Origin of the sequence: Blautia sp. AF32-4BH (assembly GCF_003460565.1) — a bacterium.
GTDB classification, from domain to species: domain Bacteria; phylum Bacillota; class Clostridia; order Lachnospirales; family Lachnospiraceae; genus Fusicatenibacter; species Fusicatenibacter saccharivorans.
The window spans coordinates 1-25,303 of sequence record NZ_QTVL01000023.1; the positions used below are offsets into that span (position 1 = coordinate 1).

Annotated in this window: 18 protein-coding genes and 3 pseudogenes; 17 read left to right on the plus strand and 4 right to left on the minus strand. The window is 43.2% G+C overall.

The genetic code is table 11. The annotated features are described in order from the left end of the window. The 5 genes and pseudogenes from DWZ44_RS17035 to DWZ44_RS17060 all read left to right on the plus strand — a co-directional run. A pseudogene (locus DWZ44_RS17035) lies at window positions 1-612 on the plus strand (MobQ family relaxase); the annotation flags it as partial. Window positions 613-677: 65 nt separating this feature from the next. After that, window positions 678-1,322, plus strand: coding sequence for a CHC2 zinc finger domain-containing protein (locus DWZ44_RS17040; RefSeq protein WP_106491273.1), 645 nt, complete (start codon window positions 678-680; stop codon window positions 1,320-1,322). Beyond that, entirely contained in the window at window positions 1,291-2,628 is a 1,338-nt protein-coding gene (locus tag DWZ44_RS17045; protein ID WP_117805379.1) for a virulence-associated E family protein, read from the plus strand. The genes DWZ44_RS17040 and DWZ44_RS17045 overlap by 32 nt, the downstream gene beginning before the upstream one ends. A 241-nt stretch (window positions 2,629-2,869) precedes the next feature. After that, window positions 2,870-3,103, plus strand: coding sequence for an excisionase (locus DWZ44_RS17055; RefSeq protein WP_016218019.1), 234 nt, complete (start codon window positions 2,870-2,872; stop codon window positions 3,101-3,103). A gap of 111 nt (window positions 3,104-3,214) precedes the next feature. Further along, on the plus strand, window positions 3,215-4,420 hold the full coding sequence (locus DWZ44_RS17060; RefSeq protein ID WP_117805380.1) for a site-specific integrase: 1,206 nt from the start codon (window positions 3,215-3,217) through the stop codon (window positions 4,418-4,420). A gap of 334 nt (window positions 4,421-4,754) precedes the next feature. On the opposite strand, the pseudogene DWZ44_RS19595 reads toward DWZ44_RS17060, so the two are convergent. The 4 genes and pseudogenes from DWZ44_RS19595 to DWZ44_RS17075 all read right to left on the minus strand — a co-directional run. Then, window positions 4,755-5,086, minus strand: a pseudogene (locus DWZ44_RS19595) (hypothetical protein); the annotation flags it as partial. Further along, window positions 5,087-5,215 carry a hypothetical protein gene (locus DWZ44_RS19225; protein WP_330411496.1) on the minus strand — a complete coding sequence of 43 codons (129 nt, stop codon included), beginning with the start codon at window positions 5,213-5,215 and terminating at the stop codon, window positions 5,087-5,089. It lies immediately after the preceding pseudogene. Window positions 5,216-5,384: 169 nt separating this feature from the next. Continuing rightward, a pseudogene (locus tag DWZ44_RS17070) lies at window positions 5,385-5,932 on the minus strand (biotin transporter BioY). A 155-nt stretch (window positions 5,933-6,087) separates the two neighbouring features. Further along, window positions 6,088-6,948, minus strand: coding sequence for an AraC family transcriptional regulator (locus tag DWZ44_RS17075; protein WP_117761842.1), 861 nt, complete (start codon window positions 6,946-6,948; stop codon window positions 6,088-6,090). Window positions 6,949-7,067: 119 nt separating this feature from the next. Between DWZ44_RS17075 and DWZ44_RS17080 the strand changes: the two genes are divergently transcribed. From DWZ44_RS17080 to DWZ44_RS17135, 12 genes are all read left to right on the plus strand, one after another. Further along, entirely contained in the window at window positions 7,068-9,215 is a 2,148-nt protein-coding gene (locus DWZ44_RS17080; RefSeq protein ID WP_117761843.1) for a glycoside hydrolase family 3 C-terminal domain-containing protein, read from the plus strand. A gap of 33 nt (window positions 9,216-9,248) precedes the next feature. Further along, on the plus strand, window positions 9,249-11,159 hold the full coding sequence (locus DWZ44_RS17085) for a sialate O-acetylesterase (RefSeq protein ID WP_243002144.1): 1,911 nt from the start codon (window positions 9,249-9,251) through the stop codon (window positions 11,157-11,159). A gap of 134 nt (window positions 11,160-11,293) precedes the next feature. After that, window positions 11,294-11,569, plus strand: a complete 276-nt coding sequence (locus DWZ44_RS17090) for a hypothetical protein (protein WP_117761845.1) — start codon at window positions 11,294-11,296, stop codon at window positions 11,567-11,569. 244 nt (window positions 11,570-11,813) lie between these two features. Then, on the plus strand, window positions 11,814-13,601 hold the full coding sequence (locus DWZ44_RS17095) for a sensor histidine kinase (RefSeq protein WP_117761846.1): 1,788 nt from the start codon (window positions 11,814-11,816) through the stop codon (window positions 13,599-13,601). A gap of 50 nt (window positions 13,602-13,651) precedes the next feature. Further along, the gene (locus DWZ44_RS17100; RefSeq protein ID WP_117761847.1) at window positions 13,652-15,253 is read left to right on the plus strand and encodes a response regulator transcription factor; all 1,602 of its coding nucleotides are present in this window, start codon (window positions 13,652-13,654) and stop codon (window positions 15,251-15,253) included. 200 nt (window positions 15,254-15,453) lie between these two features. Next, complete coding sequence (locus tag DWZ44_RS17105; RefSeq protein ID WP_117761848.1) at window positions 15,454-17,121, plus strand: extracellular solute-binding protein; 1,668 nt, start codon at window positions 15,454-15,456, stop codon at window positions 17,119-17,121. 86 nt (window positions 17,122-17,207) lie between these two features. Beyond that, window positions 17,208-18,164, plus strand: a complete 957-nt coding sequence (locus DWZ44_RS17110; protein WP_117761849.1) for an ABC transporter permease — start codon at window positions 17,208-17,210, stop codon at window positions 18,162-18,164. A gap of 18 nt (window positions 18,165-18,182) precedes the next feature. Beyond that, complete coding sequence (locus DWZ44_RS17115) at window positions 18,183-19,082, plus strand: carbohydrate ABC transporter permease (RefSeq protein WP_117761850.1); 900 nt, start codon at window positions 18,183-18,185, stop codon at window positions 19,080-19,082. 7 nt (window positions 19,083-19,089) lie between these two features. Further along, entirely contained in the window at window positions 19,090-20,238 is a 1,149-nt protein-coding gene (locus tag DWZ44_RS17120; RefSeq protein WP_117761851.1) for a glycosyl hydrolase family 8, read from the plus strand. A gap of 14 nt (window positions 20,239-20,252) precedes the next feature. Then, window positions 20,253-21,815 carry a glycoside hydrolase family 43 protein gene (locus tag DWZ44_RS17125; protein ID WP_117761852.1) on the plus strand — a complete coding sequence of 521 codons (1,563 nt, stop codon included), beginning with the start codon at window positions 20,253-20,255 and terminating at the stop codon, window positions 21,813-21,815. A gap of 168 nt (window positions 21,816-21,983) precedes the next feature. Next, a complete protein-coding gene (locus DWZ44_RS17130; RefSeq protein WP_117761853.1) occupies window positions 21,984-23,609 on the plus strand; it encodes a sugar ABC transporter substrate-binding protein in 1,626 nt (541 codons plus the stop codon). Window positions 23,610-23,628: 19 nt separating this feature from the next. Continuing rightward, complete coding sequence (locus DWZ44_RS17135; protein WP_117761858.1) at window positions 23,629-25,191, plus strand: glycoside hydrolase family 43 protein; 1,563 nt, start codon at window positions 23,629-23,631, stop codon at window positions 25,189-25,191. Window positions 25,192-25,303 lie beyond the last annotated feature (112 nt).

Sequence of the window (25,303 nt, forward strand, 5' to 3'; positions counted from 1 at the left end):
CGGGGGACTTCACAGGACTTAAAGGCAGTCAGCGAAGCCCTGTCCTATCTCCGGCAAAAGGGGCTTTCCACTGTGGAGGACTTAGAAGCGTTTCTGGAATCTTCCGGGAAATCAGCCGCAGATTACCGCAGTCAGATGAAGCCAAAGGAAGCCCGCAGCAAAGTGATTGACGGGATTCTTGCCAGCCGGACAGACTGCAAGGAATGTAAGCCTGTCTATGAGAAGTACCAGAAGATATTTTTCAAGAAAACAAAGGAGAAATTCAAACAGGAATACTCGGAGGTTGCCCGGTATGCGAAAGCCGCCGCCTACCTTGCCAAGCACCCGGACGATAAGGACAGTACCCAAAAGGAGCTGCAAGAGGAGCAGGAAACGCTTCTGGAAGAAATTGCAGCCCTGAAAACACCGCTGACCGAGGTACAGGAGGATTTGAAGAAGCTGCGGGACATTCGCTACTGGGTACGGAAAGCCACCCCCGGCACAGAAGAAAGCAAAGAGCCGCCCAAGAAACAGCCTATCAAAGAAGTCTTGCAGGATAAGGCTGACGAGAAAAAAGCACAAAGAACTGTCCCGGCACAGACGAAACACAAACAACAGGATATGGAACTTTAACAGGCACTTGCCATTTTCAATCAGAGAATGTCAGGTGCTTTTCTTATTTTCAAGGAGGGATAGATTTGAATGTATTTGAAGCTGTGAAGCAGTCCGTCACAACAAGACAGGCTGCGGAGCATTATGGAATCCATGTAGGTCGGAACGGGATGGCTTGCTGCCCGTTCCATAACGATAAAACCCCAAGCATGAAGCTGGATCGGCGTTACCACTGCTTCGGCTGCGGTGCGGATGGGGATGTGATTGATTTTGCCGCCGCCCTGTATGGGCTGGGAAAGAAAGAAGCCGCCGTACAGCTGGCACAGGACTTCGGGCTTTCCTATGAGGACTGGAAACCGCCGGGAAAGGCAAAAAAGCCCAAGCCCCGGCAGAAATCCCCGGAGGAACAGTTTCAGGAAGCAAAAAACCGCTGCTTCCGTATTCTTACCGATTATCTTCACTTGCTTATGGCATGGAGAACGGACTACGCCCCGCACTCCCCGGAGGAAGCCTTTCATCCCCGGTTTGTGGAAGCCTTACAGAAGCAAGACCAAGTGGAATATCTGCTGGATGTGCTGCTGTTCGGGGAGACAGAGGAAAAAGCGGCTTTGATTACGGATTACGGAAAGGATGTGATACAGCTTGAACAGCGAATGGCAGAGCTTGCAGCCGCAGACGCAGCAAGAACTAAAAAACACCATGAACGCCATGCAACCGCCCCAGAGCATTGAGGAAATCAAGGCGGGGCTGGAAATCACCGAGAAAGGCGGTGTCCGTCAGAGCATCCGGAACTGCCTGACCGTATTCCAGCGTGACCCTCTGCTTTCCGGGGCTATCGCATACAACATCCTAACTGACCGCAAGGACATCATAAAGCCCATCGGCTTCCACAGAGAAAGCACCGCCCTGAACGATACGGACATGAAATATCTGCTTCTCTATCTGGAAGAAACCTACGGGCTTACCAATGAGAAAAAGATTGATAACGCCATCGGGATTGTGGCGAATGAAAACAAGTACCATCCCATCCGGGACTACCTAAGTGCCCTTGTGTGGGACGGGACAGAACGAATCCGTTTCTGTCTGCGGCACTTTCTGGGGGCTGACGCAGACGATTACACCTATGAAGCGTTGAAGCTGTTCCTGCTGGGTGCAATCTCACGAGCCTTTCAGCCGGGGTGTAAGTTTGAAATCATGCTCTGTCTGGTCGGAGGTCAGGGGGCTGGCAAGTCCACCTTCTTCCGTCTGCTGGCAGTCCGGGACGAGTGGTTCTCCGATGATTTGCGGAAGCTGGACGATGACAATGTGTACCGCAAGCTGCAAGGTCACTGGATTATCGAAATGTCGGAAATGATGGCAACCGCCAACGCCAAGAGCATTGAGGAAATCAAGTCATTTTTAAGCCGGCAGAAAGAAGTTTACAAGATACCCTATGAAACCCACCCGGCAGACCGCCCCCGTCAGTGCGTGTTTGGCGGCACTTCCAATGCCCTTGACTTCCTGCCCCTTGACCGTTCCGGCAACCGCCGCTTTATCCCCGTCATGGTGTACCCGGAGCAAGCCGAGGTTCACATTTTGGAGGACGAAGCTGCTTCCAGAGCCTATATCGAGCAGATGTGGGCGGAAGCGATGGAGATTTACCGAAGCGGCAGGTTCAAGCTGGCTTTCAGCCCCACCATGCAACGGTATCTCAAAGAACACCAGCGGGATTTTATGCCGGAGGACACCAAAGCCGGAATGATACAGGCGTATCTTGATAAGTACACCGGGAGCATGGTCTGTTCCAAGCAGCTTTACAAGGAAGCCTTGAACCACACCTTTGACGAGCCGAAGCAATGGGAAATCCGGGAAATCAACGAGATTATGAACCAGTGCATTTCTGGCTGGCGGTACTTCCCGAACCCAAGAATGTTTTCCGAATATGGCAGACAAAAGGGCTGGGAGCGTGAAAACCCGGCAACGGACTCCGGCAACCCGTCTGAAAAAACGATGGACGGTTTTGTGGAGGTCGCAGAACAGATGGAGCTTCCATTCTGAAAAGGACAGCCCGTTGCACCCCCTGTTGCTATCCCGTTGCCGAGCCGGTTGCCGGGGGAAATCCCATAACTGCGGGCTTTTCTCCCTTATAACAACCAAAACAACAGAAAAATAAAAGAAAAGTATAAATAGTAAGTAATGCCAGACTGAGATTGTTTGCAAGGTCTTTTGAAGCCCGTTGCCGGACTTCGTTGCCGACACCCTCTGTCTGGCTATTTTCATGTATGGAGGATAACTGCCTATGGCAAATAATAAGATGAATATAGAAGGAAAAAATTACTCGGATATTCCGGTGTGGCGTAGATATACGCTTACCATTGAGGAAGCAGCCAGATATTATCATATCGGCGAAGGAAAATTGAGAACGCTTATTGACACACATCCCAATGAAGATTTTTATGTGATGAACGGCAATCGTGCCCTCATTAAGCGTGAGAAATTTGAGAGGTATCTGGATCAGGCTACGGCTGTGTAAACAGAGCTGACAGATTTACCAATTTCACATGATATAACTATGCGGAGAGCCGGATTTGTGCTATGATAAGAGTGCAAGTCTGGCTCTCTTTTTTTGAAAGGAGAGTTCACGATGAGTGAGAAAAGACGAGATAACCGTAATCGGATTTTGCGAGAGGGCGAGTACCAGCGTAAGGATGGGAGGTATCGGTTCCGCTATATTGATGAGGACGGAAAAGAGAAAAATGTATACAGTTGGCGTTTGGACAAGAATGACCCAATGCCAAAGGGGAAGAAACGGGAGCTTTCCCTGCGTGAGAAAGAAAAACAGATTGAAGCAGATTTGTTTGACCGTATTGTAACAAATGGTGGCAACTATACTGTATTGGAGCTGGTAGAAAAGTATGTTTCATTGAAAACAGGAGTTCGTCACAATACGGTTGCCGGATATAAAACGGTCATCAATATGCTGAAAAAAGAGAGTTTTGGGAATCAGCGAATTGATAAGGTGCGTTTGTCAGACGCAAAAGCATGGCTGATTAAGCTCCAGCAGATAGATGGACGGGGATACAGTTCCATTCATTCGATCAGGGGAGTTCTCAGACCGGCATTTCAGATGGCAGTAGATGATGACCTGCTTCGTAAAAATCCATTTGAATTTGAGCTTGCCTCCGTCATTGTCAATGATTCTGTTACCAGAGAAGCGATCACCCGAAAGCAGCAGAGAGATTTGTTGAAGTTTATTGAAGATAAACATTTCAGCAGATACTATGATGCAATCTATATTCTTTTTCACACAGGGCTTCGTATCTCAGAGTTCTGTGGACTGACGGTTTCAGAAATCGAGTTTGGAGAAATGCGTATTAAGGTAGACCATCAGTTACAGCGTACTGCACAGATGCAGTATGTAATTGAAGAGCCAAAAACTGACAAAGGCATCCGCTATGTGCCGATGACGGAAGCTGTCGCAGCGTGTTTTCGCAGAATCATTGCCAACCGCAAGACACCAAAAGTTGAACCGATGGTGGAAGGATATGCAGGATTTTTGTTTCTGGATAAAAACGATATGCCGATGGTTGCCCTTCACTGGGAAAAGTATCTGGAGCATATCATTCAGAAATACAACAGGATTTACCGTATCCAGATGCCGAAAGTTACCCCTCATGCGTTGAGACATACGTTCTGCAGTCGATGCTTTGAAAAGGGAATTACCCCAAAGGTTGTTCAGCAGCTCATGGGACATGCTCATTATTCCACAACAATTGATATATACACACATATATCAGAAGAGATGATGGGAAATGAATTGGAGAAATTCAAAGTAGCAATGAATGCCTGATGGACGGCTGCTTACGAAGAGAAGTTTTCGTAAGACTTCGTAAAATAAATCCTACGAAAATGATAAAAACCTTTACGAAAATAATGACAAGGCGGGTATCGGGGGTAGAAAAATAGTAAAAAAGTTGTACGAAAAAAAGCTTCGTAAAATAAAAATGAAATGAAGCAAAGCTGCTAGTGGAAAACACGAAAATAGTCAGTAAGTAAGCCACTTTTGAGGGTTGAGTCCAAGAGGCTCAGGTTCAAGAAGTTGCAAAACAGATGGGCATGTAAGCGAAGCTTGCACTTCAAATTAAATAAGATTTTTTAAAGGCTCTGAAAGCCTTATAAACACTTTATTCTCTGGTGATTATAAGTTTTTCGGAGCTTTTTTCTATGGAAAAAGGGAAATATAGGCAGTCTGTACCACCTGCATCCTGCAATTTTTTTCGTAGATTACTGATGTGCTTCTTAAGCGAACGTTCTGTGCAGTCTTGTGTATCCAGGCTTAAGTGACCGATCGACAATGACTGTCTCTCTGTCTGTATTTCATTTCCGAAGCTGAACAGTAATCCGTGCAAGAAGTTCTTTTATTTCAAACGGTTTGGTCATATAGTCAGCAGCATCACCGAGCAAAAGATTCAACATCAATCTTGGCACTGAGGACAATTACAGGAACATTCTGAATCTAGGGCAGAACTTCTGCCAGCATATCTCCAATCGAAATATCATCATCAATAATTTCTATGGTTTTCATTTTTTCCTCATTTTCTCCAATTATGGATTGCGGTGTGATCATTGGAACACAGCTTGCCATCTGTCTCTTGTTGCGGGAAAAATTATTATCAGACATATAAACGCAGGATCAAGTTTCAGAGGTGGTGTTTAAAAACTCCCCGATGAGTATCGGGGAGAAATATTATTCGTATAGAGTTACCAGAAATTCAGAAGGAAAAAAAACCGATACACAGATGAATCGTCTTTACTTAGAATAAGTTTGCATGAATCAACCGGTTACGAATCTGTGGTCCCAATATCATAGCAAGAACCATTTTGATTAAATCTCCCGGAATAAACGGGATGACACCTGCCATCAATGCGGCCAACAGATCCATGTGTGCTTCATATGCCAGACATGCAGTACCAAAGGCATAGCATACAACATGATAAAGCAAAGCAATCTGTTATTAATCTTGCGGTTAATTACCATTCCTGCTATGATAGCCATTGGAATAAATCCAATAAGATAACCGCCTGTCGGTCCAAACAGTTTTCCAGGACCACTGGTAAATCCGGAAAATACAGGAACTCCCACCAGTCCGATCAGTAGATACACCAGATAGCTGATGGTCCCTCTTTTTACCCCCAACATATACAGTACAAAATAAATAGCCAAGTTCGTCAGTGAAATCGGTACCGGCCCGATTGGCAGTGAAAAAGGTGCCAGCACACAGATTACTGCGGTCATTACTCCAATCGCAGCAATCTGCTGAATGGAAAATTTTTCTTTTGTATTAACTGTAAGATTACTCATTTTTTTAAGCCATCTTCCTGTGATAATTTCTTTCACAAGGTTTCTCATAATCCCTACTCCGAAGCTGTAATAAACCATCTAATGTAATTCGATTTTATCATTGACTTGGAGAAATAGCAAGTTGATTGAGGAGTGACCAGGGTCACCCTGCCCCGCTATACATGCATCAGTTTTTTCCGAAACTGCGAAGGCGAACAGTGGTTATACATCTGAAAACTCCGATTAAAATTACTGACAGAAGAGAATCCCGAGGCCAGTGCAATATCAGTGATTGAGATTTTGGAATCGGTCAGCAGTTCTTCTGCGTGGCGGATACGCTGGCGTGTGAGGTATTCTTGGAAGGTTATTCCTGTAAATTCTTTAAAAAGTCTGGAAAAATGATATTTACTGAATCCTGCGATTTCTGCAGCCTGTTCAAGTGTCAGATTTTCCCGAAATGAGGTATCGATATACTGACAGACCGTTGTGAATTTTTCCATGTATTCTCTGCGGGAGGAAAAGGATACATCGGTAAATCGAGGAGTATGTTCGAAATTATGGCGTACTAGCAGAAGAACAATCTGAATAACAGCAGAGGATACCCAGGTATCGGCCAGATAATTACTTTTTTCAGCCTCCCGGATGATTTCCTTGAATTTTGCAGACACTTCCTGAAAGAGTTCCGGACAGGAAGCCGGCGTAAGGCAAACAGCTTCCGGTAACAGCAGCAGTGCGCTTCCCATACCGGGTATAGAATAAAAAAGCGACAATGGTGCCTGAAAAATCAGGCGCTTACCGGTGGCAGGCGCCTGCAGTGAATGAATTTCCCCACTGTTGATAAATAACAGATCAAGGGGATTTAGTGTGTAGCACTCATTTCCTATTACGGCCTGATAGCCGTTTTCTAAAGGCATGATAATTTCAATACTTGTATGCCAGTGTGGCGGATAATCTTCAGTCTCCTGATTTTTCATCAATCGAAACTGTGAAGAACCATATGCAATCGTTTCTTTCATTCCTTTGAGATCTTCAATCATAGTAAAAGATAATCCCTTTCAAAAATAGCAAAATATAGGAAAAGTATAGCAAGAATCAATAAGGAAAACAATAGATTCTTTTTTATAATATAGAAAATGAACAAAAAAGGAGATTACTTATGGCTAAAACATTTAGAGAACGGGCGGAAGAACTTGTAGCACAGATGACGCTGGAGGAGAAGGTTTCCCAGACACTTCACGGAGCGGCAGAAATCGAGAGACTGGGAATTCCCAAATATAACTGGTGGAATGAGGCACTTCACGGAATTGCTAGAACGGGAACAGCGACATTATTTCCACAGGCAATTGGTCTGGCTGCATCTTTTGATGAAGAACTGGTTGCGGAGATGGCTGATATCATTGCCACTGAAGGACGTGCAAAATATAATATGCATGTGAAATATGGTGACAGAGACATCTATAAAGGCTTAACATATTGGGCACCTAATGTAAATATTTTCCGTGATCCGCGCTGGGGAAGAGGTCATGAAACGTATGGTGAGGATCCCTATCTTACATCACGCCTGGGCGTGCGGTTTATTCAGGCACTTCAGGGAGATGATCCTGTATATATGAAGGCAGCAGCCTGTGCAAAGCATTTTGCTGTACATTCCGGACCGGAAGGAGAGAGACATTATTTTAATGCTGTTGCATCCAAACAGGATATGTATGAGACTTATCTGCCGGCATTTAAAGCCTGTGTGCAGGAAGGAAAAGTAGAAGCTGTGATGGGTGCATATAACAGGACAAATGGAGAACCATGCTGCGGCAGTAAGACACTTCTGCAAGATATTTTGAGAGAAGAATGGGGATTTGAGGGGCACGTTGTCAGTGACTGCTGGGCAGTGCGTGATTTCCATGAAAATCATCATGTAACAAATGCACCGGTGGAATCCGTAACGATGGCTATGAATCACGGTTGTGACTTGAATTGTGGTTGTACATACCCTCATCTGGTTCAGGCAGTACGTGAAGGAAGAGTTGATGAAAAACGAATCAATGAGGCGGTCATCAATCTTTTCACCACACGTATGAAGCTTGGTATGTTTGAAGAACCGGGAACAGTTCCATTCGATAGTATTCCTTATACAGAAAACGACACACCGGAACATAACCGTATAAACGAAAAGATTTCTGAAAAAACTCTGGTTCTTCTGAAAAATGAAGGAGGACTTCTTCCTCTGAATAAGAATAATATGAAAACCATCGGAGTCATCGGGCCAAATGCCAATAGCAGAGCAGCACTTGTGGGTAACTATGAGGGAACTGCTTCCCGTTATGTAACCGTTCTTGAAGGAATTCAGGATTATGTAGGCGATGATGTTCGTGTCATGTACTCGGAAGGATGTGCTTTATTTAAAGACCGTGTCTGTGTTCTCTCAGAACCAAACGATCGTCTGGCTGAAGTGAAAGGCGTATGCGAGGCCAGTGATGTGGTTATTGTCTGCCTTGGATTGGATGCTACACTGGAAGGTGAAGAGGGCGATACAGGAAATGAATTTGCCAGCGGTGACAAACCGGATCTGAACTACCCGGGGCTGCAGAATGAAATCCTCAAAGCGGCATATGAAAGTGGAAAACCGGTGGTTCTCGTTTCATTGACCGGAAGTGCTATGGATCTTAGCTGGGCTGACGAGCATATTCCGGCTATCGTACAGGCATGGTATCCTGGATCAAGAGGTGGAGAGGCTGTGGCACGTTTGTTGTTTGGAGAGTGTTCACCGGAAGGTAAACTGCCGGTAACCTTCTATCGTTCCGTGGAAGAACTGCCGGAGTTTACGGATTATTCCATGAAAGGAAGAACTTACCGTTATATGGAACAGGAAGCGTTATATCCCTTTGGCTATGGACTGTCATATACAGAGTTCAGTCTGTCAGAACCTGAGATTACAGTTTACGAAGGAGATAAGGTGTCCGAAACAGGAATCATCAGAAAGGGTACAGGAATGACTGTACGGACAGTGATTCGAAATATCGGTAAGATGGCCGGAGGAGAAACCGTACAGGTTTATGTAAAATCCTGCTGTGACGGAACTCCAAATCCCCAGTTAAAGGCTTTGAAAAAGGTATTTCTGAATCCGGGCGAGGAGCAGGAAGTCGTTCTGACTTTAAAACCGGAAGCTTTCGAACTGTTTGATATCGATGGCGCTGCACAGATTCTATCCGGTGAATACTGTGTTTATACAGGCACTTCACAGCCGGATAAAAGAAGTAAGACCCTGACAGGAAAAGGTGGATTTGTCAATACATTCGCAGCTGAAGTGTAAAACTGCGGTCTGGAAAGGAGCATGGGAAAAGTGATGAGATTATCTTCGTTAATCAGTGACGAGATGATTCTCCAGCGAGATGTAGAAAACAGTATCTGGGGATATGGTGAAAAGGGAAGAACGGTAGAACTGTCTTTTGAAAATTTTCAGGTTAAAACCATCTGTGCTGATGACGGATACTTTGAATTGATGATACCGGAAATGCCTGCCGGCGGTCCGTGGGAGTTCAGGATGACAGATGGGGAAGAAGAACTTGTGATTCATGATGTACTGTTTGGTGATGTATTTCTTCTGGGATGGCAGTCTAATATGGAACTGCCCATTGAGCGGGTGATGGACCGGTATGCAGATGAAATTCTGCATACTTCAGAGGATGAAATCCGTATGTTCGAAGTCCCCAAGGAATATGTATTTGGAGAAAAACGTCAGGAATTGGAAAAGGGCTGCTGGATTAAAGCGAAGGGAGAAGAACTGCAGCTGTTTAGTGCTGTGGGATATTTTGCTGCAAAAGAAATTCATGATAGGGAAAGAATACCGGTTGGACTTCTGCAGACTGCTGTGGGAGGTACACCGGTGAAATCCTGGTGTAGCGAGGAGACTGTTACAGCTCTGGGTTATGATGCTGTGGAGATTCAAGAATGCCGGCAGAAGGAATATCCGGAAGCAACCATCAAAGCGGAGGAAGAAAGAGAGCTTTGGTGGAGAAAAGAGGCGTTGAAAGAATCGGGTATGGATTATGCGGCAGATAATAAGGGCAGTTTTTGTATTCCTGGTTTCTTTGAAAATACTGTGTTGGATCAGTTTTATGGAGGATTGCGCTTTACAAAAACTTTTGTGCTGGATGAAAAAGATAAACCGGAAAAAGGAAAAGCTATTCTTTATTTCGGTGCTATGATTGATGCAGATAAGATTTTAATTAATGGCACATTGATCGGAGAGACGGAATACCAGTACCCACCCAGAATTTATCGGATACCGGAGGGAATTCTTCATGCAGGAGAGAATATCATCGAAGTTAAATTGATGGTTTTCAGACAGGAAAGAGGATTTGTACCTGGAAAGGTGTATGAACTTTGTTATGGCAGCAATCTGGAGAAAAAGGTATCTCTTTCCGGTGACTGGAATTATGAAATCATCCACCGGATGGAATCGCTGCCGCAGATGACATTTTTCCAGTTTAAAGCATGTGGACTTTATCAGGGAATGCTCTATCCCATCAGAAGATGGAAAATCAAAGGATGTTTCTTCTATCAGGGTGAATCCAATACCGGGCGGCCGGAAACCTATGAGGAGGAATTTAGCACGATGATCGAGGAATGGAGAACCCTCTGGCAGATGCCGGATATGCCGTTCATTTTTGTGCAGCTGGCAGGATTTTCTGATGGAAAACTTCATACGGACGGCATACAGTGGGCAAGACTTCGTGAGGCTCAGAGAAAAACAGCCGGTTTGCCGTATGCCATGATGGTACAGGCTTATGACTTGGGAGAATACAACGATCTGCATCCTACCGATAAGAAAACAGTCGGCGTACGTGCGGCACTTGCGGCAGAAACATTAATTTATGGCAGAAACGTATCATACCGAAATCCGGAGCTTGCTGCAGCCATTAGAAATACTGGAAGTATAAAGTTTGTTTTCGAACCGTCAGGCATTGTATTGCATACAGAGAAAAGAACTCTGGATCTGAAAGAAGTACCAGGAGTTTCTCTGCGACAGGATAAGAATGAACCGGTCAGAGGTTTTGATATTATTTGTAAAGATGGAAGCCGTAAAGCAGCCGAGGGAAAACTGACAGGAGAAAATACTGTCGAAGTATCCATAACGGAAGATACCGTTGGAGTATCCTATGCATGGAATGACTGTCCGTGGGAAGCAAATTTATACAGCGATGAGGAATTGCCGGTAGTTCCTTTCCAGATTATATTTCAGGAGATATCATAAGAAATGAAAATATTTGATGGTGGGTACTGTGTACCGTTTCTAGTAGAGTAAGATGCTTATGAGGATGTAAAAATGAAGATGGCTGCCGATATCCGGTGAGAATGTATGTGGAACCTTTTGGAAAACCTCGCCTGATGGTTTCACGTACAGATGATGACAGAATCCTTGTGAAAAATTATGGGGTCTGTGAATCACTGGAAATCCGAGATTTTCTCTATGCGGGAAACCGTGAGGTTATCATTGAAGTGGCGAATGACGGTGAGGGTTCTTTTCTCTGTGAAATAGAAGCAGAACCCTGCAAATGGCTGAAACTGGAAATGAGCAGCAGAGAGGTAAAAGATCAGGAAATTCTCAAGCTGATTTGCTGCCTGGGCAGTTCCGGAGAACTATCTGGCGGGAAATCCGGATGATGATTTCTGGGCTGTGGGTATTATAGAACAGGTTCATAAAACCTGCGTACCGATTTCACTGCACAAAGGATTCAATGAAGTGCAAATAGAATTTTTAAGCAAAATTTTTGCAGTAGAGAAAATAGTTTTCTATAGGGAAGGCACCGTCCCCCGGATCTCATGTATGGGTCCGACAGAAAGCTGGAAGAGATAGTTCTGGATGTTTGGAACATAATATGGTATGATGGCTACAGGAGGGCAGCGTATGAAGAGACTGATTGATAGATTAGAAAATACCATGAATGACTTTAACCTGAAGAAAAAGCTTCATATTCTGTATATCTATTGTATGCTGATACCACTTATCATTACAGACAGTGTTATTCTATTTATTGTGGTTCAATCCGAGAGAGTGGAGCAGCGGCATGTGATGGAAAATGATGCAAGTGCTGTTATATATAATCTTTCCCGGGAAGTGGAAAATGCCGCAATGAAAGCAAAAAATATTTATATGAACGGGTATATCGAGGAGTTTTTGAATCGACAGTATGAGACTCCTCTGGATTATGTGACGGGACATCAAGCATTTATGAAGAATTCACTGTTTGAGACCAGTATGGGTACGGATAATACAGTGGTTACGATTTATGCGGACAATGATACTATTATCAATGGCGGACATTTCATCCGTCTGTCTGATGTGCGTGAGACAGAATGGTATAGATATTTGCAGGAAGCGGGAAATAATTCAGTATTGTATTTTTATTATGACCAGTGGAAAAGTTCTGCAGTGCAGCCGCGGCGCAGCGTGTTATTTATCAGAAAACTAAATTTTTCCGGACAGGACAGCTGTGAAAAAATAGTGACGATTGAAATGGATTACAGTAGTCTTGTACGCAATCTGGATAATATGAATTATGAGTCTGAGATCTATATATGTAAAGATAATCAGATTTTGCTTTCTAATAACGGATATAATCAGCCAGGGTGGCCTTTTAGCGAATGGAAGGAAAACATACAGCCGGATTATCAGAAAGAATACAGTGCTTATGGAGAACATCTACAGATTGCAGTCTGTAAAAGAAGTCGTGGGATACGGGCACAGATATGGAATCATATGCCGTTGATTGTTTTTCTGGTGTTGATTAATACGGTGATGCCGTGGATTCTGATGCGGCTTATTAATCGTTCTTTTACTGCCAGGGTGGAAGAATTGAGCAAAGCATTTGATCACGTAGATGCGGATCATCTTCAGGAAATCTCATATGTGCGGGGGAAAGATGAAATAGGCAGTCTGATGCTCAATTATAATCACATGGCATCCCGCCTGAATGATCTGATTCAGACGGTGTATAAGGATCGTCTGAGAGAACAGGAGATGGATATTGCCAGACAGAATGCAGAACTTCTGGCACTGCAGAGTCAGGTGAATCCTCACTTCCTGTTTAATGCCCTGGAGAGCATTCGGATGCACAGTATCTTAAAGAAAGAGTATGAAACTGCGGATATGGTGGGAAAACTGGCCGTGATGGAACGTCAGAATGTGGATTGGAGTACAAATTTTGTCAGAATGAAAAAGGAACTGGAATTCGTGGAGGCATATCTGGGACTTCAAAAGTATCGTTTTGGAGACAGGCTTTCCTATGAGCTGGACATAGAACCGGAATGTGAGGATATTCAGATTCCAAGACTGACTGTCGTAACTTTTGTGGAAAATGCATGTGTGCACGGGATTGAGAGTAAAACAGCTTCCTGCTGGATTTTTGTCCGGGTTTATCGTAAACATGAGGATATCTGGATCGAAGTGGAGGATACCGGAAGCGGTATGGATGAGGACAAAGTGGCTGAAATAAAGGAAAAGATGTGTAATGCAAGCATCGAGAAACTAAGAGAAAAGGGGCGTGTAGGTATTATCAATGCCTGCCTCAGACTGAAAATGATAACGGATAACAAAGTGTGTTTTCATATAGAGAGTGAAGTAGGAATCGGTACTACTATTCAGATCAGGATGCCGATAGACGCTCTGGATGATAGAATACAGATGCACAGATAAGACTTCAACAGGGGTCTTGGGAATGGAAAAGAAACAAAGGAGATAAGAACATGCTGCGGGTTTTGCTGGTTGATGATGAACCTTTTATTGTACAGGGGCTTATGGTGTTTGTTGACTGGGAACAGGAAGGGTATGAGATTGTATATACTGCTGCCGATGGAGCAGAAGCACTTACATATCTGAAAGAGCATAAGGTGGATCTGGTCATTTCAGACATTAAGATGCCGGTAATGAGTGGACTAGAACTTTTGGAGACAATACGCAGAGAAAATATTTCAGATGCTTATTTTATAATTTTAAGTGGTTACAGTGATTTTTCCTATGCACAGCAGGCAATTCGTTATGAATGTATGGAATATATTCTGAAACCGGTGGAAAAAGAGGAGCTTTTGGGTGTACTGCGCAGAGTAGCCAAAGTGTCAGAAGCTGCCAGGGAAAATGAAAAGAAAAAACAAAAGCTGGAACATGAATATTTGACCAGAAATATTATTGCTCTTCTCTGTGGAAAGTATGACACGGTGAATCTGGAATATATAAAAAGTCACATGAATCTTTCTGACAGTGTCAGATATGTTTATTTGGAACCCTATGATATAGGAGACATGTCCGAACAGGAGGATGGGGAATACTGTCTGATTCAGAGAAAACTGCATCAGGCCTGTCAGGATTTCCTGAAAGAAGACAGCAGTCACTGTTTCTTTGATGTGTCCTGGAATGAGAAGAATTACGATATAGGTTTTATTTACTGTGATTATATGGCGAAGAACCGGGCAATCAGTGAAGTTGAGTATCTGAGCGACTTTCAGGAGAGTCTTGAACTGGCAATTCAGCGTCCTGTAAAATTGCTGGCGGGTAAAAAAGTATCAGACATTTCTGGACTCGCAAAATCCTATAGTACCGCCTGTGTATTGAACTCTCTGGAAGCATTCCGTGCAAAAAAGAAAATGTATTTTTATGAAGAAGAGGTACAGATTCATAATGGGGGTATTATCCTGTGCAAACAGAGCCTGGATGCGTTGATATCAGCCATTGAGCAAAACGATAAGATACAGATCCGTAAATGTGTGGAAAATCTGTATGAAGAAATGCGGCAGATGGGACTTGCCGCAGATACAGTCAATCTTAACATTAATTATTTCCTGTTTCAGCTGATTTATCTGGCAACTGAGCAGGATGATTGTGTCGATCAGAAAGAAATTCTACATTTCATTGGTGAAAGCACATTTGAAGAGGGAGTCACCAGAGGCAGCAGTGTGCATATGGTGCGTTTTGCTCTGGAGTATGCAGAATATCTGGCTCAGCTTCGCAAAAATATTTCCAGGGGAGGCGTAATTAGAGATGTTGAGAAAGAAATACGCGAAAATTATGCAGAGAATCTTACTTTGAGAGAATTGAGTAAAAAGTACTATGTGAACAGTGCTTATCTGGGACAGATATTCCGGAAAAAGTTCGGACAGTCATTTAAAGAGTATCTGAATAACTATCGGATGGAGCAGGCAGTTCAGAGACTGTTGTATACCAGTGATAAAATCTATCAGATTGCTCTGGATGTGGGATATAAAGACTGCGATTATTTTATTAACCGTTTTATTGCGGCAAAGGGATGCACACCTGCAAAGTTCCGCAGACAGGGCGGAGTATTGAAAAACTGAGAAAATGGAAGAAATTTTCCAACTGAAAAAAGACAGGATAAATGATAGGGTTCTATAATTTGTCCTGTCTTTTTGTATGCTTTGTCCGGTTGAGGTTTTTTTTGTAGAAGGTACAATATAGTTACTTGATAAGTCGTATTTGTTCTGCAGACGAATAGGAAAATATTTATAGTATCAAAAGAAATAGGAGGATGGAGTCTATGAAAAGAAAAAGTTTAATATCCCTTATGCTGTTAGCGGCGGTGTCCATGGCGGCCTGTGGCAAAGCAGAAACAGACACAGGTGCAGAGTCATCTGATGGCGAAGTAAAAGAATTTACTGCATTCTTTGCAGTTCCCGGTACAGAAATCAATGATGATAATGAAATTCAGCAGAAAATTGCTGAGATTACAGGTGCTAAATGTAAAGAGACATGGCTTACAGGACAGACTGCTGAGGAAGCTGTAGGAACCTTGATCGCCGGTGGTGAGTATCCGGATTTGATTGATGGTGGAGATGGTATGGCTCAGCTCTATGATGCCGGTGCCTTGGTTGCTTTGGATGACTATATTGATCAGTATCCGAACATTAAAGAGTTCTTTACAGAGGAAGAATGGGATAAACTTCGCCAGGAGGATGGACATATTTACTGGATTCCACAGTTCAGTAATATTTACGGTGAGGAAAAAGCAACAACACACAATGATGAAGCATTCTGGATTCAGACTCGAGTTCTTGAATGGGCAGATTATCCGGATATTCAGACCATGGATGAGTATTTTGATCTGATTGAAAGATACTATGAGGCCAATCCTACAATGGAAGATGGTACAACCAATATTCCATACACAATCCTCTGTGATGACTGGCGTTATTTCTGTCTGGAAAATGCACCTCAGTTCCTGGATGGATATCCAAATGATGGAAGTGTTATGGTAGATACGGAAACCTTGCAGGTCATTGATTATAATACAACACCTACAGCTAAGAGATACTTCGGAAAATTGAATGAAGAATTCAAGAAAGGTATTGTAGACCCGGAATCCTTTACACAGACTTATGATGAATATATTGCAAAACTTTCCACCGGACGTGTGCTGGGAATGATCGACCAGTGGTGGGATTTTGCATATAGTGTAAACGATGCACTGAAACAGCAGGGGCTGGGTGAACAGGGATGCAACTACGTTCCGCTTCCGATTACAATTGAAAGAGGAATTAAAAATCAGTGGCATAACTCCGGTAGTGTTCTGAATGTTTCCGCCGGTCTTGCTATTACAACAAGCTGTGATGACGTGGAAGGTGCACTACAGTTTGTGAATGATCTTCTTTCTCAGGAAGTACTGGATCTGCGTTCTTGGGGCGTAAAAGATGTTGACTATAAAGTAGATGAAGATGGTAAATACTATAAAACTCAGGAAATGAGAACTCAGGCAGCTGATACTGCTTATAAAGCATCACATTTTTGCGGTTATTCTTATTTCCCAGGGTATACCGGAACAAGCCGTGATGGAATCAACGCAATGTCGCCACAGTTCCAGCCCGAAGAATTCTATGATGGACTGCCGGATGATGTGAAAGCATGTTTCGATGCCTATGGTGCTGAAACATATGTAGACATGCTTGGAACCAGTGAGGCTCCGGGACCATGGTATCCAATGTATTCTTTCTCAAGTACTATGACAACAAGCACACCTGGTGGTATTGCATGGACAAAGATGGGAGAAATCAAGCATGAATATCTTCCTAAAGTAGTAATGGCATCAGATTTTGAAGCTGCATGGGATGAGTACATGAGTGTATACGAAAAATGTAATCCTCAGGATTTCCTGGAAGAAATGCAGACAGAGCTTGATCGCAGAATGGAAGAAGCCAAGAAGTATCAGTAGAATATAAGTGAATAAATCGGGCAGATGTCGGTTGCGGTATCGTGTGACAGACCGGTTCATCTGCCCTCTCTTTTTAGGAGGAGACTATGGCTGCTATAGAAAAAAGAAAAAAAGAAAAAGTAACAGAAATGAAAGTGAAAATCACTTGGAAAGAAATAAAAAGACAGAAAGCTCTGCTGATCTGGTCAGCCTTTATTGTATTATATGGTGTGATTTTCTGCTATTTGCCATTGGGAGGATGGCTGATGGCTTTCCAGAATTACCGTCCCAAGGATGGACTTCTGCATTCTCAGTTTGTAGGATTGGCAAAGTTCCAGCAGTTGTTTTCTGATGCCACATTCCTGCGTGTTATCAGAAATACACTGGCTATGGGTGTAATCAACCTGGTAGCAACCTTCTTTATGGCAATTTTATTTGCTATTTTGTTGAACGATGTAAAGTCTCAGGGTGGAAAAAAAGTAGTGCAGACAATCTCTTACCTGCCGCACTTCTTGTCCTGGATTATCGTAACTGGTATTCTGCATGACGCACTGTCCGGAACGGGTATTGTGAATGAGCTTCTTTTGAAATTCGGTATTCTTGATCAGCCTTTGAATTTCTTCGCTCATCCAAAATTCTTCTGGCCAATCGTGGCATTTGCCAATGTATGGAAGGAAACAGGATGGAATGCCATTATTTATCTTTCTGCAATTACATCCATTGACCCTTCCCTTTATGAAGCGGCCAATATTGATGGGGCCGGAAGATGGCAGAGAATCCGCTATATTACATTACCGGGAATCCGTCCGACTATTATGATTCTTCTTCTGATGAATGTAGGTAACGTATTAAATGCAGGTTTTGAAATCCAGTACCTGTTAGGTAATGGTCTGGTACAGAGCGTGGCACAGACAATTGATATTTACGTATTGAAATGGGGTATCAGCCAGAATGACTTTGCAATTGGTACTGCGGCAGGTATCTTCAAGAGTTTTGTCAGCATCGTGCTTGTTGTCATCGCCAATGAGATTGCAAAACGGACCGGTGACGAGCGGCTGTTTTAGGAAAGGAGAAATCAGACTATGGAAAAACTTCACAAAAGGAAAAAAACATCGGTTGGGGATACCATCTTCGTGATATGTAATACCCTGTTCATGATTCTATTCGTGCTGATTACACTATATCCGATTCTGAATACAGTGGCAATTTCACTTAATGACGGTACGGATGCATTGAGGGGTGGGATTTATCTGTTGCCCCGAAAATTTACCTGGAAGAACTATCTTACCGTTTTACAGAAAGATAACCTGCTGACAGGTGCTTATGTTTCTGTGGCAAGAACAGTAGTTGGAACTTTGCTGGCCCTGATTGCCAATGCAATTCTGGCATTTATCGTCAGCAGAAAACATTTCCTGTTCAAAAAACAGTTGTCACTATTTTGGGTTATTACCATGTATGTAAACGGTGGCATGATTCCAACATTCCTGCTGTACAAAAACCTGGGAATGACAAACAGTTTCTGGGTTTATGTAATTCCTGGTATGTTCAGTGCCTTTAATATGCTGGTTATCCGTACCTATATGAACGGTCTTCCGGAGAGTCTGGAAGAGTCTGCACAGCTTGATGGTGCCGGATACACAACGATTTTCTGGAAAATCACTTCACCGCTGTGTAAACCGGTGTATGCGACCGTAGCTTTGTTTGTGGCAGTTGGTCAGTGGAACTCCTGGTTCGATGCCATGCTGTACAACCGTATGAGTGTACACCTGACAACCTTGCAGTATGAGTTGATGAAACTGCTTTCTTCCGTTACCAATCAGGGTAATTCTGCAGAAGCTATGAAAAATGCAGCAGGTGCAGTTACTCCAACCTCTGTACGTGCAGCAGCTACCGTATTGACCATGTTGCCGATTGTCTGCCTGTATCCGTTCCTTCAGAGATACTTTGTAGCCGGTCTGACCATCGGAGGAGTAAAGGAATAAGATAAAGATGGAAAAGGGAGCCGTTTACACAGGAATTTATCCAAATATATTCGAATTAGCCGGATATGAGAAAAAGGAAATAGAAAATAGAATAGATCAAATATTTCAGACTCTTTTTTATGGGAGTGATGAGGAAAGAATTTATCATCCCGTCGGTTGTGATCTTGGATACATAGAGGATACCGGTAATCTGGATGCACGTACGGAAGGCATGTCTTATGGCATGATGATGTGCGTGCAGATGAATAAAAAAGAAGAGTTTGACAGGATATGGAAATGGGCAAGAACCTATATGTATATGACTGAAGGTGAAAATGCCGGATATTTTGCATGGTCTTGTGGAACAGATGGCACAAGAAACGCTGATGGCCCGGCACCGGACGGAGAAGAGTTCTTTGCAATGGCATTATTTTTTGCCTCTCATCGCTGGGGCGACGGGGAAGGGATTTTTGCTTATAGCGAAGAGGCAAAAAAGTTGCTGCATACCTGTATTCATAAAGGAGAAAACGGAGAAGCGGGACGTGCCATGTGGGATCCGGATAACCACCTGATACGTTTTATTACCGAAGTGGATTTTTCAGATCCTTCCTATCATTTGCCTCATTTTTATGAATTATTTGCACAGTGGTCTTACGAAGAAGACCGTTCTTTCTGGGAGGAAGCAGCGAAGGCAAGCAGGGAATACTTGAAGAAGGCATGTCACCCTGTGACCGGCCTGTGTGCAGAGTATGCAGAGTATGATGGAACCCCTTGCACAAAAGGGCAGAATATCTGGGGGAGACATGACTGGTATTACAGTGATGCCTATCGCACGATTGCTAATATTGCTCTGGATTATGCCTGGTTTGGTGCAGATGAGTGGGAAGTGGAAGAAGGAAAGCACTTTCTGAAATTTTTCTGTGAGACAGCAGGGGAGGAACATCAGGATGGAATTTTTGCCATTGATGGTACGGTAATCCCCGGAAAAGCTTTGCATCCGGTGGCCATGACAGCAGTGAATGCACAGGCAGGATTGCTGGTACAAAATGAGCATGCCCTTGCCTGTGTCCGCAAGTTTTGGAATACACCTCTGCGTACAGGAAACAGGAGATATTATGATAATTGCCTTTATTTCTTCGCTTTTCTTGCATTAAGTGGAAATTATAGAATCTATTAACAGGAGATATTATTATGCATTATGCTAACAATCCAATTTTACCGGGTTTTCGTCCTGATCCTTCCATCTGCAGAGTGGGAGATGATTATTATCTTGTAACATCAAGCTTTGCTTATTTTCCTGGTGTTCCTGTTTATCACAGCAAAGATCTGGCTAACTGGGAGCAGATCGGTCATGTGCTTACCCGAGAGTCACAGCTCCATCTGGAAAATGCCGGACATTCCAGGGGAATCTATGCACCGACCCTGAGGTATTTTCAGGGACGCTATTACATGATTACAACAAATGTTTCACATCGAGACAATTTTATTGTAACTGCTGAAAGCCCGGAGGGTCCCTGGTCTGATCCTTATTATCTGGATGAAGATGCTCCGGGGATTGATCCCAGTCTGTTCTTTGACGAAGATGAAGATGGAACAGTTCATTGCTATTATGTAGGAACAAGACCAAACCAGAAGCACGGAGTTCGTTATAATGGGGACTGGGAGATATGGGTTCAGGAACTTGATTTGAAGACCATGGAGCTTATTGGTGAAAGCAAAAAAATCTGGAAAGGTGCCATGCATCATGTGATCTGGCCGGAAGGACCTCACCTTTACAAAAAGGATGGTTATTATTATCTGATGAATGCTGAGGGAGGTACAGGACCAAATCACAGTATGACGATTTCCAGAAGCAGAAGTGTGTGGGGACCATATGAGGGCAATCCCAATAACCCTATTCTGACGCATCGTCATCTGGGAAATGATTATCCCATCACTGCTGTGGGTCATGGTGATCTGGTGGACGATGGCCATGGAAACTGGTATGTGGTTATGCTGGGTTCCAGAAAATGCGAAGGCTATGTAAATACAGGTCGCGATACATTTCTTGCGAAAGTGACATGGGAAGATGGATGGCCTGTTGTGAATCCGGGAGTCGGTATGCTGGAGTCGGTAGTCGAACTTCCGGGAGATGGGGCAGAAATGAAACCTGAAAGCCAGGTATACCATTTCTTCGAGAAGAAACTCCCGATGGAATGCATGACTCTTCGGAAGCCTCTTTGGGAAAAATACGATCTTTTCCAGAGAAGTGGATATCTGAGACTTCCGACTTTGCCGCAGACATTAAATGAAACATCCTGTCCTGCTTTCGTTGCTGTAAGACAGAAGGAATATCTGTATCTTGCATCTGCGGGAATAGAGTTTTCCCCCTGTGTAAATGGGGAGGAAGCTGGTCTTGCCATTCTGTGTGATGAGACACATCATGTTCGGTTTACCAAAATGATGTGTGACGGTAAGGTGCAGCTGTTACTCAATCGTCGTCTGGGTGACAAAGAAGAAAAACTGGCGGCTGAAGAAATCGAAGATGGATTTGTAACTCTGGAAATCAGAGGCAGAGGACAGAAGACAGATTTCTACTATAAAGTTCAGGGAAAAGAAAAGATGCTGCTTGTTTCTGATGTGGATATGACAGGATTGAGTACTGAACTGGCGGGCGGTTTTACAGGTTGCTGCCTGGGAATGTATGCATCCTCCAATGGTGAAATTTCAGAAAATCATGCGGACTTTGCATGGATGGCTATTGAAAACCAGTAAGAGTATCCGTTATAATAATTAAAGATTCTAAGCTGTGTACTCGGAAATTCCAGCGGAATTTCTGGGTACTATTATCTTGAAAAGGTGTCATGTTATGCAAAGCATGGTGCACCCCTCATAGCAGATACACCGAAGCATACTTTAATTTCTAAGAAGGGAAACGGATATATGAGAAAGTACTGGAAACAATGTACACTTTTATGCTGCGTCGTAGCTCTGGCGGGAACAGCATTTTGGCAAATAGGAAATAGGAAAAAGCCGGAGATTAGAAAATATTCGGCTTTTTTTTCTGTTCTAGGACAGGAGATTGATGAGGATAATGAGATAAAAAAGAAAATCGCGGAACTGACAGGAGCAGAATGTGAAGAGATATGGCTGGTAGGACAGACTTCCGACCAGGCTATTGCTTCCTATATTGCCGGAGGAGAGTATCCAGATTTTATTTCCGGCAATATTGATTTATATGAAGCAAATGCTTTGATTCCGGTTGATGAGTATTGGGATGAATACCCGAATCTGCGCAGTTATTTTACTGATAGTCAGTGGGAACTGTTAAAACAGGAGGATGGGCATATTTACTGGATCCCCCAGTTTGGGAATCAAAAAAATCCATCAGAAGATATTCTGCATAATGGCGAAGCATTCTGGATACAGACAAGAGTATTAAAATGGGCGAAGTATCCAGAAATACGTACGTTGGAAGAATACTTTAATCTTATTGAGGCTTATGTGGACGCTCATCCTTTGGATGACCTTGTACCATATACTGTTCTTTGTGATGACTGGCGATATTTTTGTCTGGAAAATGTGCCGCAGTTTTTAGATGGCTATCCTAATGATGGCTGCTGCATTGTGAATCCAAATACATTGAAAGTGGAGGATTATAATACCACAGCAACGGCAAGAAAATATTACCGGATATTAAATGAAGAATTTCAGAAAGGAATTCTTGATCCAGAGTTCTACACACAGACTTATAGTGAGTATCTGGAAAAACTTGCTACCGGACGTGTTCTTGGTATGTCAGATCAGTGGTGGCAGTTTTATTATACCGTGGATGATATGTTGCGTCAGCAGGGAGAGGGAATGAATTATGTGCCTCTTCCCATTACAATCGACAGAAATGTACAAAATAAGTGGCATACCCAGAATGGAACTCAGCCAGATGTTTCAGGAGGAATATCTGTCACAGTAAGTTGTAAAGATGTAAAGGGGGCTTTTCAGTTCCTTAATGATTTGCTCAGAGAGGATATTCAGAAACTTCGTTTTTGGGGAATTGAAGGGGTAGATTATGAAGTGGACGAGAACGGATTGTTTTATCTGACCGAAGAGCAGAGAGATATGGTTGCTGATTCGCAGTATAAAAATACACATTTTTGCTCTTATGCTTATTTTCCACGATTAGAAGGAAATTATGAAGATGGAATCAATGCTTTTTCACCGGAATTTCAGCCGGAGGAATTTTATGCTGCTCTGCCGGAGGATGTGAAAGAATGTTTGTCAGCGTATGGATGTAATGACTATGTAGATATGCTGGGAAATCATGATATACCGGGAGAGTGGTTTCCCGTGTATGCCTATGCGGATATTCTGACAACGGGTTCTGAGGCAGGACTGGTATGGAAGAAAATGGATCAGGTTAAACGTGAATATCTGCCGCAGCTGGTTATGACAGAGGATTTTGATTCTATCTGGGAGAAGTATATGGAAAGTTACGAATCCGTTCATCCGGAGATATTTTTTGCAGAAATGCAGAAAGTAGTGGATGAGCGGACGGGAAACAAAAGTGAATGATGAAAAGGAGACTTATACAATGAAAGATTTTTACAATCCTTTAATTGGCATGGACTATCCGGATCCTGATCTGATACGCGTGGGGGATATCTGGTATATGATCAGTACAACCATGCACTTTATGCCGGGGGGTGAGATTCTTCGTTCTTATAATCTGACAGATTGGGAGCGTGTGGGTTACGTTTTTGATGATCTGGATCATACACCGGCACAGTGTATGGAGAATGGAGAAAATATTTACGGACAGGGTATGTGGGCAGCATCCCTGCGGTATCATAATGGTATATTCTATGTGTGCTTTGCTGCCAATGATACCCATCGCACTTATCTGTATCAGTCAGAAAATATAGAAGGGCCGTGGAAAAAACAGTATATCGAAGGATTTTACCATGACTGCTCTCTTTTGTTTGATGATGACAGAGTTTATATTGTATATGGAAATACACAGATTTATATTACAGAATTAACTGCTGATCTGAGCAGTCCGAAACCTGGAGGATTGCACAGAAAGATCATTGAGGATACAGGAAATGTGCGTCTGGGATATGAAGGAGCTCATGCATATAAAATTAACGGTAAGTATTATGTATTTCTGATTCACTGGCCCAATGGCGGAGCGGGAAGAAGAACAGAGGCATGTTTTGTTTCAGATAGTCTGGAGAGTGAGTTTATCGGACGGGATATACTGGATGATGATCGGGGATATTTCAATTGCGGTGTGGCACAGGGAGGAATTGTAGATACACCGGAAGGCGAATGGTATGCTTTCCTTTTTCAGGATTCTGGAGCGGTAGGGAGAATCCCGATTCTGGTTCCGGTAGATTTTACTCATGGATTCCCGGAATTTGGAAGTAATGGGAAAATAGTAGAACCGATTTTACTGAGGAACAGAAAACCGGAATATGTATACGAACCCCTGACTGCGAATGACAAGTTTCAGTATAAAAAGGAAGGTGGAAAAATATCGATTCATAAAGCATGGCAGTGGAATCATGTGCCAGATTATCGTCTGGTTGACTGTGATGAAAATGGAGGATTAAAACTAACTGCCGGTTCTTTGTGCCAGGATTTGTGTGAAGCACGAAATACATTAACGCAGAGAATGATCTGGCCCGGGTGCCGTGCTTCAGTTGTAATTGATGGGTCTGATTTAAACAATGGTGATTATGCTGGTATCTGTGCACTTCAGGGTTGTTATGGAATGATTGCAATAACACGTCAGGCAGATCAGTATTATCTGGTTATGCGTGCCGGGAGTCCTGCTGATGACAGTCGATATCCTGTCATCCAAAAAGGTGAAAACCTTGAGGAACATGAGAGGGTTAAGATGGATTGCCCGATTGCTCATCTGGAACTTTCTGCTGATTTTTCTGATATGAAAGATATTGTAGTTTTTCGATATTGGAGTCATGGCGAGTGGAAAAGATTAGGGAGCGTACATAAATTGTATTTCAAGCTGGACCATTTTACAGGGTGCAGAGTTGGACTGTTTTGTTATGCCTCAGAGCAAACAGGGGGAACTGCAGTGTTTCATGATTTTACATTGCAGAATTTATGTATTGACAACCGATACCAGCCTTAGTATTATCTCATCTTTGACACTTAAGTAGATTAAAACACCTCGCAAACCCAGTGTTTATGCAATGTCATTAACTTTAGCAAAGAGCAGAAATCGTAAGCATTTATAAAACTAT

Excerpts from the sequence above, each read along its gene's own strand:
- DWZ44_RS17045 (WP_117805379.1), top strand. The coding sequence starts at position 1,291 with ATGAACGCCATGCAACCGCCCCAGAGCATTGAGGAAATCAAGGCGGGG.
- DWZ44_RS17055 (WP_016218019.1), top strand. The coding sequence starts at position 2,870 with ATGGCAAATAATAAGATGAATATAGAAGGAAAAAATTACTCGGATATT.
- DWZ44_RS17060 (WP_117805380.1), top strand. The coding sequence starts at position 3,215 with ATGAGTGAGAAAAGACGAGATAACCGTAATCGGATTTTGCGAGAGGGC.
- DWZ44_RS19225 (WP_330411496.1), bottom strand. The coding sequence starts at position 5,215 with ATGGCAAGCTGTGTTCCAATGATCACACCGCAATCCATAATTGGAGAA.
- DWZ44_RS17075 (WP_117761842.1), bottom strand. The coding sequence starts at position 6,948 with ATGATTGAAGATCTCAAAGGAATGAAAGAAACGATTGCATATGGTTCT.
- DWZ44_RS17080 (WP_117761843.1), top strand. The coding sequence starts at position 7,068 with ATGGCTAAAACATTTAGAGAACGGGCGGAAGAACTTGTAGCACAGATG.
- DWZ44_RS17085 (WP_243002144.1), top strand. The coding sequence starts at position 9,249 with ATGAGATTATCTTCGTTAATCAGTGACGAGATGATTCTCCAGCGAGAT.
- DWZ44_RS17090 (WP_117761845.1), top strand. The coding sequence starts at position 11,294 with ATGGTTTCACGTACAGATGATGACAGAATCCTTGTGAAAAATTATGGG.
- DWZ44_RS17095 (WP_117761846.1), top strand. The coding sequence starts at position 11,814 with ATGAAGAGACTGATTGATAGATTAGAAAATACCATGAATGACTTTAAC.
- DWZ44_RS17100 (WP_117761847.1), top strand. The coding sequence starts at position 13,652 with ATGCTGCGGGTTTTGCTGGTTGATGATGAACCTTTTATTGTACAGGGG.
- DWZ44_RS17105 (WP_117761848.1), top strand. The coding sequence starts at position 15,454 with ATGAAAAGAAAAAGTTTAATATCCCTTATGCTGTTAGCGGCGGTGTCC.
- DWZ44_RS17110 (WP_117761849.1), top strand. The coding sequence starts at position 17,208 with ATGGCTGCTATAGAAAAAAGAAAAAAAGAAAAAGTAACAGAAATGAAA.
- DWZ44_RS17115 (WP_117761850.1), top strand. The coding sequence starts at position 18,183 with ATGGAAAAACTTCACAAAAGGAAAAAAACATCGGTTGGGGATACCATC.
- DWZ44_RS17120 (WP_117761851.1), top strand. The coding sequence starts at position 19,090 with ATGGAAAAGGGAGCCGTTTACACAGGAATTTATCCAAATATATTCGAA.
- DWZ44_RS17125 (WP_117761852.1), top strand. The coding sequence starts at position 20,253 with ATGCATTATGCTAACAATCCAATTTTACCGGGTTTTCGTCCTGATCCT.
- DWZ44_RS17130 (WP_117761853.1), top strand. The coding sequence starts at position 21,984 with ATGAGAAAGTACTGGAAACAATGTACACTTTTATGCTGCGTCGTAGCT.
- DWZ44_RS17135 (WP_117761858.1), top strand. The coding sequence starts at position 23,629 with ATGAAAGATTTTTACAATCCTTTAATTGGCATGGACTATCCGGATCCT.